This is a genomic window from Paenibacillus assamensis DSM 18201 (genome assembly GCF_000422445.1).
Lineage (GTDB): Bacteria > Bacillota > Bacilli > Paenibacillales > Paenibacillaceae > Paenibacillus_B > Paenibacillus_B assamensis.
The window spans coordinates 304688-320678 of record NZ_KE383837.1 but is presented as its reverse complement, the minus strand read 5'-3'; the positions used below and the strand labels follow the sequence as shown (position 1 = coordinate 320678).

At 44.2% G+C, this 15991-nt stretch carries 13 protein-coding genes; 9 read left to right on the top strand and 4 right to left on the bottom strand.

Features of this window, described 5'->3' with window-relative positions:
- Positions 1-17: 17 nt before the first annotated feature.
- The 5 genes from H580_RS0115770 (at position 18) to H580_RS0115750 (ending at position 8446) form a co-directional block, all read left to right on the top strand.
- Positions 18-836, top strand: coding sequence for a carbohydrate ABC transporter permease (locus H580_RS0115770; RefSeq protein WP_028595640.1), 819 nt, complete (start codon positions 18-20; stop codon positions 834-836).
- Between the two features lie 139 nt (positions 837-975).
- Positions 976-1971 (top strand): LacI family DNA-binding transcriptional regulator, encoded by a 996-nt coding sequence (locus tag H580_RS0115765; RefSeq protein WP_028595639.1) that lies wholly within the window; start codon positions 976-978, stop codon positions 1969-1971.
- Positions 1972-1997: 26 nt separating this feature from the next.
- A complete protein-coding gene (locus H580_RS0115760) occupies positions 1998-2759 on the top strand; it encodes an alpha/beta hydrolase (RefSeq protein WP_028595638.1) in 762 nt (253 codons plus the stop codon).
- A 95-nt stretch (positions 2760-2854) separates the two neighbouring features.
- Positions 2855-5026, top strand: coding sequence for a glycoside hydrolase family 3 N-terminal domain-containing protein (locus H580_RS0115755; protein WP_028595637.1), 2172 nt, complete (start codon positions 2855-2857; stop codon positions 5024-5026).
- 33 nt (positions 5027-5059) lie between these two features.
- On the top strand, positions 5060-8446 hold the full coding sequence (locus H580_RS0115750; protein ID WP_028595636.1) for a GH36-type glycosyl hydrolase domain-containing protein: 3387 nt from the start codon (positions 5060-5062) through the stop codon (positions 8444-8446).
- A gap of 125 nt (positions 8447-8571) precedes the next feature.
- On the opposite strand, the gene H580_RS0115745 is transcribed toward H580_RS0115750, so the two are convergent.
- On the bottom strand, positions 8572-8910 hold the full coding sequence (locus tag H580_RS0115745) for a L,D-transpeptidase (RefSeq protein ID WP_028595635.1): 339 nt from the start codon (positions 8908-8910) through the stop codon (positions 8572-8574).
- A gap of 207 nt (positions 8911-9117) precedes the next feature.
- Positions 9118-9450, bottom strand: coding sequence for a VOC family protein (locus tag H580_RS24475; protein WP_051217491.1), 333 nt, complete (start codon positions 9448-9450; stop codon positions 9118-9120).
- 34 nt (positions 9451-9484) lie between these two features.
- On the opposite strand from H580_RS24475, the gene H580_RS27050 reads away from it, so the two are divergent.
- From H580_RS27050 to H580_RS0115720, 4 genes are all read left to right on the top strand, one after another.
- Entirely contained in the window at positions 9485-9679 is a 195-nt protein-coding gene (locus tag H580_RS27050; protein WP_084509278.1) for a DUF4181 domain-containing protein, read from the top strand.
- Positions 9680-10065: 386 nt separating this feature from the next.
- On the top strand, positions 10066-10503 hold the full coding sequence (locus H580_RS0115730) for a hypothetical protein (protein WP_028595633.1): 438 nt from the start codon (positions 10066-10068) through the stop codon (positions 10501-10503).
- A 329-nt stretch (positions 10504-10832) separates the two neighbouring features.
- The gene (locus H580_RS0115725; RefSeq protein ID WP_028595632.1) at positions 10833-11813 is read left to right on the top strand and encodes a hypothetical protein; all 981 of its coding nucleotides are present in this window, start codon (positions 10833-10835) and stop codon (positions 11811-11813) included.
- A gap of 71 nt (positions 11814-11884) precedes the next feature.
- Positions 11885-12859, top strand: a complete 975-nt coding sequence (locus tag H580_RS0115720; protein WP_028595631.1) for a hypothetical protein — start codon at positions 11885-11887, stop codon at positions 12857-12859.
- Positions 12860-13019: 160 nt separating this feature from the next.
- Here H580_RS0115720 and H580_RS0115715 read toward each other — a convergent pair whose 3' ends face one another.
- Positions 13020-15302 (bottom strand): PA14 domain-containing protein, encoded by a 2283-nt coding sequence (locus H580_RS0115715; protein WP_028595630.1) that lies wholly within the window; start codon positions 15300-15302, stop codon positions 13020-13022.
- Between the two features lie 328 nt (positions 15303-15630).
- On the bottom strand, positions 15631-15765 hold the full coding sequence (locus H580_RS26830; RefSeq protein WP_281167981.1) for a hypothetical protein: 135 nt from the start codon (positions 15763-15765) through the stop codon (positions 15631-15633).
- Positions 15766-15991: the final 226 nt, after the last annotated feature.

Genomic DNA, 15991 nt, shown 5'->3' with positions numbered 1-15991 from the left:
GGAAGGAGGAATAAAGGATGACCGCTAGACGACTTGAAAAGGTATTTATGACAACACTGCTCGTTGCGGGGGGCCTTATCATGATGATTCCGTTCATTTGGATGATCGGTTCATCATTCAAGCCAGCGAATGAATTTACAGCTGTACCGCCAACGATTTTCCCTGATCAGCCGACGCTTGATAATTATAAACGGCTATTTCTAGAAATGGACTTTCTCGTCTATTTCCAAAACACGATGACAATTGTATTTTGGTCCTTTATTGGGCTCTTGCTTAATGCGATGGCTGGATATGCGTTTGCCAAGTTCGAATTTCCTGGACGCAACAAAATGTTTTACTTGGTGTTGGCAACGATGATGATTCCGGGTCAGGTTACGATGATTCCGGTTTACTTGATCGTCAATGCGATGGGCTTAACGAATACGATGACCGGGATCGTGCTGCCAGGGCTCGTTGGCGCATTCGGTATTTTCTTGTTCCGTCAGTTTATGACGACGATACCGATGGATTTACTAGAAGCGGCACGTCTTGATGGCGCAGGGGAAATCAAAATCTTTTTCCGACTCATATTGCCTATCGCGAAGCCTGTGTTTGCCGTTCAAGGCATACTGACTTTCATTGGCGCGTGGAATAGCTTCCTATGGCCGCTCATTATGGCGAATGATGATTCTCTTTACACCTTGTCGGTAGGATTGTCGTTGTTAAAAGGTGAGCATGGTACGGACTTCGGCCTGCAAATGGCAGGGGCTGCGTTCATGGTAGTGCCGATTATAATCATTTTCTCATTTTTCCAAAAACATATTATTGAAGGTTACACGATCTCGGGGATGAAGTAATATAGACATAAAGAGATCGCTTGGTGGAAATTTACAAGCTTACAAGCCTGCGCTACACCTATAAATAACGGATTTATAAACGTAACGTATTGATTTTGATAGGTATATTCATGCTCAAGGAAAGAAAGGACGACGTTTAATGGCAACGATTAAAGATGTGGCAAAGCTGGCGGGGGTCGCGCTTTCAACGGCGTCATACGCGCTTAATGGAGACAGCAAGGTGAGCGCAAAGACAAGAACGAAAGTGTTGGAAGCCGCTAGTCAATTAAACTACCGCAAAAACGGCTTCGCCATGGATTTGAAAAGGAGCCGTACGAAGACGATCGCCCTTATTTTGACCGATTTATCTGGACCGTACTACTCCGAACTAATCCAGAGCATTCAAGATGTCGCGCTTGCGCGAGGTTATGACTTGATTGCATGCAGCTCTATGGGCGGTCGAGATTCTACGGCTGTGAAATTTTTGCGCGAGAATAGAGCGGATGGAGCTATCGTGCTGGCGTATAACATTAGTAATGAGACGTTGAAAGAATGTGCAAGTGAACGTTTTCCAATTGTCGTTATGGACCGTGAAATATCCAGTGACTATTTAATTAATGTGCTTGTGGATAGTGAGCTAGGGGGATACACGGCGACTCGCTATTTAATTGAAAAAGGGCACAAGTCGATTGCGTATGTTAGCGGTCCTACCAACTCCTATGACAATCAACGCCGCTATGAAGGCTATCTTCGTGCTTTGCAGGAAGCTGGTCTTGAAGAAAAGACGAAATGGCGGTTGAGCGGTAATTTCGTACGCGAAGGCGGCTACCGTGCTACGAAGATGATGATTATGCAGGGAGAACTGCCTTCAGCTGTTTTTTACGGCAACGATGAAATGGCGATCGGTGGATTGAAAGCATTTGAGGAGAGCTCGATTTCCATTCCTGATCATATTTCTGTCATTGGCTACGATGATATCCAGCTTGCTGAATATGTGAGTCCGGCGCTCACAACAATCCGCCAACCAAAGCGTGAAGCTGGATCATTGGCAGGTCATCTCTTGTTCCAGATGATAGATGGGGATGAAGTAAATCCTGCCTACAAGTTAGGAATTGAACTAATGGAACGCAAGTCGGTCATCGCTGCACAGAACTAAGGGAACGCGGGCAGGAGAGGGTACCTTTGGCGAATATTCAATGTCAGTTTTATGCGGAGACATTAGCCATGACCACGAATATTCAGGTTATGTTGCCTCAACATTCTGCCTTGCGTGCGAGTCGTGATGGCAACCTGCCTGTGCTGTATTTGCTGCATGGACTTGGAGCAGATCATACGGAATGGGGACGTCATTCGTCTATAGAAAGGCTGGCAGAGGATAAAGGGATTGCCCTCGTTATGCCCAGCGTAGGCCGCAGCTACTATACCGACATGAAGAAAGGTGCCCCATACTTTACTTACTTGAGTGAAGAGCTTCCTGCTGTAGCCCGTTCTTTATTTCCTTTGTCAGAACGAAGGGAAGATAACTTTGTAGCTGGCATATCGATGGGAGGCTATGGGGCTTTCAAGTTAGGTCTAAGCTTTCCTGAACGGTATGCGGCAGCTGCTAGTTTATCAGGGGGCTTGGATATTGTCAGTCGGGTAAATGGCCCCAATAGCTTCTTGCCATTTGAAGCAGAATGTATTTTCGGCAATCGTGAAGAGTTACAAGGCAGTGACAATGATTTATTTGCATTAGCTTCTCGACTTGCCACGAGTCAAGATCAACAGCTTCATTTGTATCAGTGCTGCGGCACGGAAGATGTTTTGTACCGAGACAATGTATCATTTCGTAATCATGCTATAGATGCAGGGCTAACGATAACGTATGAAGAAGAGCCAGGCGAACATGAATGGGGCTATTGGGATCGAAAAATAAAGCGAGTATTGGATTGGCTTCCTGTATGAGGGTACGAGGTTTTATTTCGTATGTCTGTTTGGTGAAACGTTTCGATAATGTGCAGCATGCTCAGTAAGGCATGTATGAACGGGAGGAAACAAGGATGGTTAATCAACAGCGAATGGTAGATTTACTGAAGCAAATGACATTAGAAGAAAAAATCGCACAGCTGCTCCAGCTAGCGGCTCCCTTCTATGACGGAACGGACAGCGATGGCGTTATTACCGGTCCGATGAAAGAGTTGGGGATTACCGAGGAGACGGTTAGCCAAGCTGGTTCGGCCTTAGGGCTTGCTGGTGCGGAAAAGATTAAGCATATTCAGCAAACGCATTTGAAGAACAATCGATTGGGTATCCCGCTCCTTTTTATGGCGGACATCATTCATGGCTTTAAGACGATATTCCCAATCCCACTTGCTATTGGCTGTTCATGGGACTTGGCGCTAGCGGAGAGAAGTGCGGAAGTTGCAGCTAAGGAAGCAGCCGTGTCGGGCGTTCATGTGACATTTGCGCCGATGGTAGACCTTGTTAGAGATCCTCGCTGGGGACGAGTCATGGAATCTACAGGTGAAGATCCGTATTTGAACAGTATGTTTGCACGAGCGTTTGTTCGAGGATTTCAGGGAGACGACCTCACGAATGATGTGCATCGTGTAGCTGCATGTGTGAAGCACTTTGCTGCATATGGTCTTGCTGAAGGCGGAAGAGATTACAACACCGTCGATTTGTCAGAACGCCAGCTGCGTGAATATTATTTGCCCGCGTACAAAGCTGCCTTAGATGAAGGCTGTGAAATGGTAATGACCTCTTTCAATACGGTAGATAGTATTCCGGCGACTGCCAACAGAAAGCTGATGCGCAGCTTATTGCGAGATGAATGGGGCTTTGACGGTGTGCTCATTTCCGACTGGGCTGCTATTAAGGAGCTTATCCCACACGGGGTCGCGGCCAACGAAGAAGAGGCGGCTTACAAAGCCATTCAAGCGGGCGTTGATATTGAAATGATGACGTCGACGTATGTTCATCATATGCCTGATCTCATCGCTAGCGGCAAAGTGGATGAAGCGCTTATTGATGAAGCTGTACTGCGTGTCCTTCAATTGAAGGATAGACTTGGTTTGTTTGATAACCCGCTGCGCGGTGCTAATCCTGAAGTTGAGCGTGAGGTTGTATGTTGTGCGGAGCATCGCGGCATTGCGAGGGAAATGGCTGCTAAGTCGTGTGTGCTGTTGAAAAATGAAGGAAGCGTGCTTCCGCTGCAACCAAGCAGCCGTATTGCCTTGATCGGACCATTTGCGAAGAACAATGATATTTTGGGCAACTGGTCTTGGACGGGAGTAAAGGAAGATGCAGTTCGCCTAGATCAGGCGTTACTGGCAAAAGTTCCAGACTCGCTCGTTGCAATTGCCGAAGGCTCCGGCATTGAGCTGATGACAGAGGAGCAGTACAGCGAAGCGTTATTGGCGGCTGAACAAGCAGATGTCATCGTGCTCGCATTAGGAGAGCACTCGGATATGAGCGGTGAAGGAGGCTGTCGAGCTGATATTAAGCTGCCGCAAGCACAGCTGGAACTGATCGCAAGATTGAAACTGCTGCATAAGCCTATCGTTGCAGTGCTGTTTAACGGACGCCCGCTCGATTTGCACGGTGTCTATGATCAAGTCGATGCGGTACTTGAAGCGTGGTACCCGGGAAGCGAAGGTGGGGCAGCAATTGCAGAGCTTTTATACGGCGATGTGAATCCGTCTGGTCGATTAACGATGTCCTTCCCTTATTCCGTAGGACAAGTGCCTGTTTATTATAATCAGTTCAATACAGGGCGTCCGCATGATCCGAAGGATGTAGATGCTCGATATGTATCCAGATACTTAGATGCTCCGAATGCACCGCTGCTTCCGTTCGGTTACGGTTTGAGCTATACCACGTTCGTTTATGGAGAGCTTGCTCTATTAGAAGATATTATGACGGTGGAGCGTCCGCTTCATGTTGAAGTAATGGTAACGAATACAGGCGAGCGGTCAGGTGAGGAAGTCGTCCAATTGTATGTGCGTGATATCGCAGGTGATGTCGTAAGGCCGCTTAAGGAGCTTAAGCATTTTGTGAAGCTATTACTTGAGCCGGGAGAAAGTTGCAGGGTGACATTTACAATTACAGAAGAAGATCTTCGTTATCATCATGCCGATTTGCAGTTTGCAAGCGATCCAGGGGAATTTGCTGTATTTGTAGGATCGAACAGTCGAGATGTAATGGAGCGTAGATTTCATTTTGTACGGTAATGCATAGAGACGATAAGGATTGGGAGTGAGGAGATGACAACGTTGACGAAAACACAAGTCCGTCTTGAAGCGGGACCTCTAGCTTTTACGTTCTTACCTAGTGGAGATTTATATCAGGCAACTTATCAGGGTGTAATGATTAACCAATGGCTGGCCAACTCCATCGATGGTTCGCTGAACAATTTGTATTTGCGCTTATACGAACCAGATGGAATTAAAGCCTATCCGCTCTTAGGCGTTCGTTCCACGAGCCGTGTATGGACGGAAGGAAACACGATGATGTGGGAAGGCGAGCTGCCTGGAGAGGAAGCATCGGTAAGTTATCGTGTCGTACTGACCTTGACGGAACAGGGAATTTGGTTCTGGGATGTAGCAGTTGAGGGACAAGGTGCAGACGTGGATGTAGATATGGATATTATCTATGGGCAAGACATCGGTATCGCTGATCCACGCACTGTTCGCAGTAACGAAGCGTATTTGTCCCATTATATCGATCATGCTGTATTTGAAGATGATAGCCGAGGTTATGTGATTTGTTCACGTCAGAACTTGCCGCAAGGCGGACAATTTCCATATATTCAGCAAGGAGCGTTGACAAGATCAATCGGGTATTCAACAGATGGTTTTCAATTTTTCGGCTTGTCCTATAAAGAGACGAACGAACCTGAGAGACTAAAGCAAGCGACACTAGCTAATGAAATCTACCAATATGAATTTGCGTACACGGCTATTCAGTCAGAACGAGTTCCATTGCGAGGCGAGTCTCGATTCGTCTTTTACGGACTGTATAAAGAGAATCATCCTGAAGCTATTTCTTCACTTGAATTTGGTAATGAGGTACAGTTGGCATGGGATGGCATCGAAAATGGTGTGATGAAAGCACAAGCGCTTGGTGAAGGTGGAACATGGTTTGAGCCTATACAGTTATCCACGCATTTTGGTGTTCCGCTGGAAACGCTGCCGATTACGGAAAAAGAATTGGAACAGCTGTTTCCGCAGCGTTATCAGGAGGAGCGGGAGAATGGCCAGCTTCTGTCCTTCTTTACAGAAAAATATGAGCATGTTGTCTTGAAAGAGAAAGAGCTGCGTGTAGAGCGTCCTCATGGACATATTTTGATGAGCGGCGACAATGCGCGTATGAAACATGATGTGATAACGACGACCTCGTACATGTATGGCATTTTCAATTCGCAGCTTGTTGTCGGCAATACAAGCTTCAATAAAATGATGACGAATGCTCGCAATGCGCTTAATATACCAAAAACGTCTGGGCAGCGCATTTATGTAGAGTTGGACGGCATCTATCGTTTGCTTGCTATGCCGTCGTTGTTCGAAATGGGGTTCAATTACGCGCGTTGGTACTACAAAACAGATAATGATTGGTTGATTATAACGAACTTTACAACAGTCAACACTCCAGAAGTGAGATTGAATGTCCGTTCGATGAATGGCTACAGCTATCGTTTCGTCGTAACCAGTCAAATATCGATGAATGTTGATGAGTATGAGCTTCCGTACCATGTGAGCCAAGAGGGGAATATGTTGGTGTTCCAAGCAGATGTGTCTTCGCTTAGTGCAGAGGTGCATCCGAATTTAGCATACCGAATGCAAATAGATGGAGCTCATATGTCTATATTGGATGAAAGGATGCTGGCTCCAAGGATACAACAAGGCAATGCATCTTTATCTGTATTAGAGCTAAGTGCGAGCAGTGCTTGGACATTGGGCGTGCAAGGGCTCATTGATGGTGAAATGCTACCTTTGCAGGAGATCGATATGTCATCGGAAATGGAACAATACCGAGCGTTTTTTGCTGATGTGATGAATGGGTTCCGTTTATCGCACCAAAATGGGCAGGAAGGTGACTTGTTCAAAGTAAATGCATTAGCTTGGTGGTACACACACAACATGCTTGTGCATTATTCCGTGCCACATGGCTTGGAGCAGTACGGCGGGGCGGCTTGGGGGACACGAGATGTGTGCCAAGGCCCGGTTGAATATTTTATGGCGACTCATAACTATGAGCAGGTTCGTGAAATATTGCTAACGGTATTCGCGCATCAGTACGAGGATGACGGGAACTGGCCGCAGTGGTTTATGTTTGATAAATATACGAAAATTCAACAAGAAGACAGTCACGGCGATATTATCGTATGGCCATTGAAAATACTTGGCGACTACTTGGCTGTTACACGCGACTTTAGCATTTTGGAGGAACTGGTGCCTTATACCCGCAAGCACAGCTTCGACTTTACGGAAGAACGTGCAACCGTGCTGGCACACGCGCAAAAGGAAATATCCTATATTCGAGATCACTTTCTGCATGATACGTATTTGTCTTCTTACGGGGATGGCGATTGGGATGATACGCTCCAACCGGCGAACGCGCAGTTAAAGCAATATTTAATTAGCAGTTGGACGGTTGCGTTAACGTATCAGACGATTCGTCAGTTCTCACAAGTCATTCATGAGTATGATAAGGAATTGGCTGCTGATCTCTGTGAAATGGCCGAGGGAATCGAGCGCGACTTCAACCAATATATGCTGCAAACGGACGTTATTCCGGGGTTCGTCTATATGGAGCAGCCTGACGAGGCGAAGCTTATGCTGCACCCAACAGATGAAGAAACGGGCATCCAGTATCGATTGCTGCCGATGACGCGCAGTATGATTAGCGAATTGCTGTCGCCAGAACAAGCGGAGTCCCATTACCGCATTATTCGTGAGCAATTGTACTGCCCAGACGGGGTAAGGTTGATGAACCGACCAGCCCAATACGCGGGTGGGGTAAGTACACATTTCAAGCGTGCAGAGCAAGCGGCGAATTTCGGCAGGGAGATCGGGCTGCAATATGTGCATGCTCACATTCGCTATGTAGAAGCGATGGCGAAGCTGGGCAAGGCAAGTGAAGTATGGAGCGGGCTTGCAATGATTAATCCGATAGGGCTTCGTGATGTGGTCTGCAATGCAGAACTACGACAAAGTAATGCGTACTTCAGCAGCTCAGATGGCAAATTCAATACCCGTTACGAGGCGCAGGAGGGCTTTGACAAGCTTCGTGCTGGTGAGGTAGCTGTGAAAGGCGGCTGGAGAATTTACTCCAGCGGACCTGGTATTTATATGAACCAACTGATATCCAATACACTTGGCATTCGACTGGAAAATGGGGATCTTATTATCGATCCTGTGCTGCCGCAATCACTAGATGGCATGCGATTCGAGTTCGAGTATGTAGGAGTACCTGTCACGTTCGTGTATCATATTACCGGATCAGCGGTCCGTAAGGTAATTGTAAACGGAGCAGAGGTAGCAGCAGATGAAATAGAGAATCGCTATCGTAATGGTGGTGTACGTATCAGTCAGCATGTATTTGAGAGTTTACGTACAGATGCAGGAACGATCGTCGATATTTATATGTAAGAAGAAATAGCCTTGATTTAGAAGAAATAACCCTGGTCTTCGGGAGAAAAGATCAGGGTTATTTTCTATTTTCTCTAGTGAGCTTTTTCACAGTAAGGGCAAGGGCAGCCCTCACTCAAAACGAACTACGGTCTTATCGTAACACGAGTACCAATAGGTACAAGAGAAGCTAGTGTTAACACATCTTCATTGTACATGCGAATACAGCCATGGGAAACTTGTCGGCCGATGGAAGAAGGATCATTTGTGCCGTGAATGCCATAATGCGGCTTGGAAAGGCCCATCCAAAAGGCTCCGAAAGGGCCTCCAGGATTAGGCTCTTTATTAATAATCGTATACTCTCCAGCAGGAGTCTGCGTTAACATTTTCCCGATTCCGACTGGAAATCCACGCACGACGATATCTCCATCTAATAAATATAAGGTCCGATCCGACAGATCGACGATAATACGATATTTAGGCATGCTTGTATTCTCCTTCAGCTACCCGGTATCCTTTATACATGATGAGCGATAGCGTGTTCATCTTGTTTATGTAACATATGCCCTTCGCTAAGAAGGAGTGTGCTAACAAGGATAACAGGTATCAAAGACATGCATACAAAGCTAAAATCAGCCCCCAGACCGAGAGTCTATTGGAGGCTGGTTCACGAATATCAGATGTATGCAACTTTATTTTCGCAAAATGGTTTGCATTCGTTCTTCTGCGTCTACCGAGTTCAAATATTGAAAGAAACCGATGCGATTACCCCAAGGATCAGTGAGTGTGCCCCATTTTACGGGTACTTCCGCTCTAGTATGGATGTCAAATCGTTCGATTTGTAACTGTTTCATCAGCCTATCTCGCTCAGCCTCTATATCCATTACCCCTAGACGGATGGGGCCGCTATCTTTGGCGGGTTGCCCTTCAGCAACTTGCAGCCAGCAGCCAGGTATAAGCTCCCATTCTGCAAATCCTTCGTGCGGCACACAATCCGGCTGTTTATTAAGCAAAGTTTGATACATATATTAGGGACAAGGATGTCTTGCAGTTCTTACGATATGCCTGTACCTCTTTGTATTAGATGTGACAGATGAATATATGATGAAGTGGTTTTTCTTAATCGTTTTTGTGGTTAGTGCAGGGTTTCACGCTAGTATGGAATGGTGGTATTTGAGAGGAAACAATCAATACGTTATTTCAATTCTTTTATTAGTGGTTGGTTTGATCTATTTTGGAATCGTAATATTTTAGAGGAATAAGAAAGATAAGTAGCACGTTGGATTCAGGATGATGTTAGCTTCGATAAAATTGGTTGGTGCTGATTGTAGACGTTGGTATTTGTTTTTCTACTGCGATGTAGCATGGGGGAGCTCTAACGAACGCTATCAACGCTATTTTAGCAAATTCGTGCGTTCTCTGATTTTAACGGTCTTGGGAGCGCTTATTTTTACGATTTTGGTGATTTTGATTGATTTTCCGATTAATAAGCTCTCTGGCAATCGTTACATTTTAAATGAAGGAAATTCAAGCTGAATAGCCTCTGTGGCAACCGTTACGGTCATTTCATGCAGTTAGCCTTTACGACGATCGACAGTTTGATTGATATCACTAATAAAATGAAGCGGGAGTGTTGCGGAATGGATGTTATTGAAATCGGTATGCTCGTAATTGTAGGGGGTGTAATCTCCTTACTCTTTTTTAGAATCATTTTTAGAATGATATGTGTTAGAAGGCAACATAGAGACGGGCAATATGTATTAACGAGTTACCTATCTAATTTTTACGGTGTATTCTCCAAGGGTATGAAGCAGGTAAGAGGAAATGGCTTGCTATATTTAGCAAGGACGGCCATTTGTTACGAGATGTACGTTCCCAAAAAACGTTTAGAACTACCGCTTAATAAAATCGTCCATATCGGTACTACGAATAGTCATTTAGGCAAGATTGGATATAAACTTTTGAAAATTACATTTAAGACAGAACAAGGGGAGGAAACAGCTGCTTGGTCAGTAAATGATGCAGAGCATTGGATTCAAGAAATTAACATGTTGAGGCAGCAACTTAGTTCAAAATAAAAGCGCAGATGTTCGCTGTTGGCGGGACTCTCTGTACAATATGAGTTACGCTCATAAAATGACTCAGCTTTATTTCAACGTTTAACTGTAGCGCCGTCACTTGTGAATAGGAACTCGCGTACATGTCTCAACTAGCACGCAGTCACCTATGCGTCAGCATATTTAGGACAATGAGGTCTAGCAGATTGCTAGGCCTTATTCTTCGTTGAAGAGAGCTCTGTTAGGGCCAGCCCTATATGTAATAAGGGGCGAATTACATAAAAGAGAAAGCTTTTTACAACAGTAAATGCTCTAATAAATTGAATATAAAAAACTAGGAGGGAAATCATATGAAAACAGGAAAATGGTTGTTGGCAGTAGTAGTAGCGACAGGGGTGTTACTTAGTCCTTATTCCGAGGTAACAGCCGCGCAGGGTGTATCCATACAAGGTGTTGCGATTAAGAAGAGTGAGACGAAAAAGCTAGCTGATCTGGATGCAAAAATCGTAGAGGCAGCGAAGAAGAGCTTGCGACAATTGGCGGGCAAAGATGTGGAATTAATTGATTCCGTATCGATTTATGATAATAAAATTTTTATTCGTACTAAGGAAAAAGAAGACAAAGGTAATGTTGTTTTAGACCAAAAAACAGGTAAAGTATTATCAGCGTATATCTATATAAGTAAAGATAAAGCAGACCCAAAGCTAATTGAGTTGGCACTGAACAGTTTGAAGGAAGTAGACCCTGCACAAACGTTTGAGATTGAGAAAGTAATGAAAATGACAAGCTATGATGACAAATCTGCCGAGATCGTATCTTCATCCGTACAAGGAAAAAACTTTGGGGTAACGATTTCTGGGGGAGAAGTAGAGTTTGCATCAGTAAGTTATCAAAAGTCCGAGTGGAATGCTGACATAAAGAAAAAAGGAGAGCGTGAATTTACAGCAGCGACGGGTCGAACAATGGAAGTATCAAGTATGGGGAGATATAAAGATAAGGGCAGGGACATGTGGTACGTTGTTGGTAAAAATGGTCAAAGCTCGATTGATATAGGTTTCAAAACAGGTAAAGTATGGAGTGTTTCTGATTATCAAGCAACTGGAAAAACAGACAAGGTGGCGTTAACGGAGAAGAACGCAGTATCCTATGCATCTGCGTTTGCAAAGAAGGTGTTCAACATTGACCTAAAAGGATACAAGGCCAAAAAAATACCGGATTTTCCTACATACGAAATGACGAAAAAAGGTGCTCCGACGGTTGTGGTTGATTTTAACTCCAATAAAATAGTTACATCGATGTCTATCAAGCCTGTAAATGGCATTCGCAATTAAATACTAAGGACATACATTGAGGTCTGGCATATTGCCAGACCTTTTCATAAAAAACTAGGAGGGAAATGCATATGAAAACAGGAAAATGGTTGTTGGCAGTAGTAGTAGCGACAGGGGTGTTACTTACTCCTTATTCCGAGGTAACAGCCGCGCCGGGTGCAGTCATACAAGGTGTTGCGATTATGAAGTCGATAAAGCTAGCTGATGTGGACAAAAAAATCGTAGAAGCAGCGAAAAAGAGCTTGAGCCAACTCGCAGGCAAAGATGTGGAACTCATTGATTCAGCATCTATTTATGATACTAGAGTATTTATTCGAACTAAGGAAAAAGAAGATGATGGTTATGCTGTGGTGGATAAAAAAACAGGAAAAGTATTATTTGTGTCTATCAATGTAAGTAAAAATAAAGCAGATCCTAAACAAGTTGAATTGGCGTTGAAAACTTTAAAGGAAGTAGACCCCGCACAAACGTTTGAGGTTGAGAAAGTAATGAAAATGATAAGTTATGAGGGCAAAAATGGTGAGATCGCATCTGCATCCATACAAGGAAAACACTTCAACGTATTGCTTCATGGTGACAAAGTAGAATTTGCATCGGTAAGTTATCCTAAGTCTGAGTGGAATGCTGACATAAAGAAAAAAGCAGAGCATGAGTTTAAAGCTGCGATGGGTCGAACAAAGGAAGTGGCAAGTATGATGAGATATAAAAGTAAAGATAGGGATGTATGGTCGGTTTTAGGTAAAAATGGACAAACCTCTATAGATATAGGTGCGGAAACGGGGAAAGTATGGAGAGTTTCTGATTATCAAGCAACTGGAAAAACAGACAAGAAGGCGTTAACAGAGAAGAACGCAGTATCCTATGCGTCAGCTTTTGCGAAGAAAGTGTTTAATCTCGATCTTAAAGGATATACGGCTAAAAAAGTACCTGATTTTCCAGTATACGAAATGACGAAAAAAGGTTCTCCCATGGTAGAGGTTGATTTCAATTCTAATAAAATAGTTACATCAATGTCCATCAAGCCTGTAAATGGAATTCAAAATTAGGCACTAAGGTAGTAGCATTGTTAGGCCGACCAAGAAAGGCATACGATTTAGAGGTATCGCTAGCAGAATACCTCTAGATCGTATGACCAATCATATGTGTGTTGCTATGGAGCATTACATTTTAGGTGTTAGCATCAGCGTAACGAGTAGCTTATTACACTTATTCATATAAACGAATTTCCGCAAGCTGAAGTATTCCGCCGCTGCTGTTAACTAGCGAAAATTTGTAGTATCGATAGGCGGTTGTATTGTTGATGTTATACGTCTTTGTTTGATGTCGACTAGTGAATGATTCATTTGATCTCGTATCAAGGGCCGTCCATGTAGTTCCGTCGTTCGAACCGGAAAGGGTCCAATTACGAGGATCTCTTTCAGGCACATCATTGGCAGACGTGACCGCATACGATTGTACTGCATGTGCGTTTGTCCCTTGGAATTGGTAGTGAATAGACGCTGTGCTGTCAACTACCAACCACTTCGAAGCTTCATTATGATCAAAGGCGTTTTCTTTTCCTTCACCTGCTGGGCTGTTCGGATTGCTGACCGTAACCGTTCCGCCTGCAGCTATGCCTCTAGGCTGCTGGCGTGCTTTAAAAAAAGGACTGTTGTTTAATGTAACTGCACTGACAGGGTCCCATTCTGGGAGTTCGTTGTCATTAAAGACGTAACCGTTCCCATCCTTCAACACAAAGAACCGATGCAGCCAATCGAATCCGCGCTGCATAATGGAGTTCGGTCCACCTTCGTGCGGCAATTCGAAGGCATGTCCAAGTTCATGCAGTCCGACTCCGTAACAGACCGACATTGCTTTCTGTATAGTAGTAGGTTCCCCTCCACTGAAAGCAGGGTCGAGTATGCTGAAATTAGAAAATTTGCTCTGCACCTCGGTCTCATCGTTCGGGAACAACCATGCGCATGAGCCGCCACTTACGCTGTAATCTCCTCCGCCTAGCGCAACGTTGGCATACATGTAGTTAGAAGCCGCGTCATACTTAGTAAAACCGACAAAGGCAAGATTTTTCGTGCCTGCCTGCGGATATTGTTGAGGAATGAGACCTGCAACTTCATAATATAAGTCGTCTCCCTTGTAAGTCTTGTTGTGATAGTAGGAGATTGGGTGATTGCTCTTTAGCACATGAACATTTACTTTCCCAGTGGTATTGTCCAGCTCCATATTAAACGTTTTGCGACCATATCCATTATTGTTCATAGACTCTGCAGTAAAGGATTGTATTACTTTCATAAAGGTACTGAGCTTTGCTGCATAGTTCTGTGGGTCGTTGGGGATATGGGTTTGGTAATGAGTATTTCCGTCGCTTGGGACATACCAGAAGATGCGGACAACTGCGTTGTTGGATTGCGGCACATAAGTCAATTTCAAAGTAGTCTGTTGTGTACCGTGCTGGATGAGTAAGCTGTTTTCACCAGGGACTAGATCTGCAAATACTTTAAATTGACCTTGATGGACCTGACCTTGCATCACTTTCGTGTTTCTATTGGAAGATGTATTCGTTACCGCGATGGAAGTTGCATTTGTATCAGCAAGTAATCCTCGGATTAAAGGCAGTGGATAGTCGATAGTTTGATTATCGCTAAAGTTCGTAACTTCTATATCGGGTGTAGGGGCAGGATACAACTGTGTATGTGGGATGATGCTCTTTGGGGTAGATGGGCTGCTCCAATACAATTTAGCTACTGCATTAGCGGAACGCTCATAATATTCCAGCTTGATCGCGTATTTTTGACCTGCGCTGAGTGCTATCGTACCACTATGTTCTGTCGTATCGTGATCATTCCACTGATCGATAAGCAATTGATTATTAACCCATAAGCGCACGCCGTCGTTCGATGCAGTCGTAAACGTATACGTTTCGCTAAATTGGGCTTGAACTTCTCCTGTCCAGCGAACCGAGAACGTATCAACATCGATTAATGGACTAGGGGAATTTGCGCCCCAATCGAAATGAAGGGTAGAATCAAAGCGCTTTAACTTAAAGTTTGAAAAATCAATATTGTTGTAATAGTATCCTGTCAGCCCTGTACCATTTCCGACAGGAGCAGGTGTCGTACTGCTGTTCGTGACAGTTACCGTAATAGGTTGGCTGGATGCATGTCCAAAGTTGTTAATAAGCTTGGCGGTATACTTATATGAGCCATTTGCCTTGCCACTGAAGATTTTCGTCGCTGTCTGAAGGTTGGGACTGTTGTCTATCAATGCTTGTGTGTCGATTAGAACATCATTTTCGTACCATTCCAATGCTGTTCCGTTATGTCCCCAATACATGTTCATCGTAATTGAATAGTTTCCATCACCATCCCAGTTGTCATGCGTTAGGGTTGGTGTTCCTGGCACTCCGTTGGCGGCAGATGCAGCTGTTAGCGGCATTAAGGTGAGGAGTAGCACGATTACGATACTTGCGGCTGTCCATTTTGTAGTCTTCATATTGCGTCCCTCTCTCTATTTATCTTTTGTGAGACCCTAACAGAACGTATTCCGCTTTTAACACTGACCTTAGTAAGATTTGTGGAGGATGGCTAGCACATGTCTTCACAAATGCTTGTCTGATCAAATGAATGGAAGTTTGTTCCTGTAAAGTCTAGTCTTATTTTTATGGTTATGCAATAGAATGTAGGGGTAATTATTTCGTCCTTCTGCGGTAATATATTCGTTGATTTGCGTGGTGATCTGGCTTCAGCAAGCTTACAAAACTTTTGTTGTGTGAGAATGGGAAGAACGAAAATTTTTTACTTACTGCTACATGAATATAAAATCAATTTGCACTTGTACGTATAATTTTGAGCGAATCGGCAATCCTTAAATTATCGACATCATCGAATGTCGTAGACAACCGCGGAGAAGACTTACGTTTCCCCATAAGCTCTTCGTCCGGTTTCTCCTCTCCCATGAAAAGGGGCTCTCGAAAGAGGGCCCCGATTTATTTTTTATAACCCTAATTTTACTTCTCAAACTATAGAGCAGGACTTGAATAAGGTAATAGAACTAGAAAGATTACGTCTAAAATTGATATGTGGACTGGATTAAGGAAAAAAATATAAAACACAATAGGAATGGATCATCCTTCATCGAAGCATCTTAATACGTAGGGAACTGACTAAGAAGGAGGTCGCACA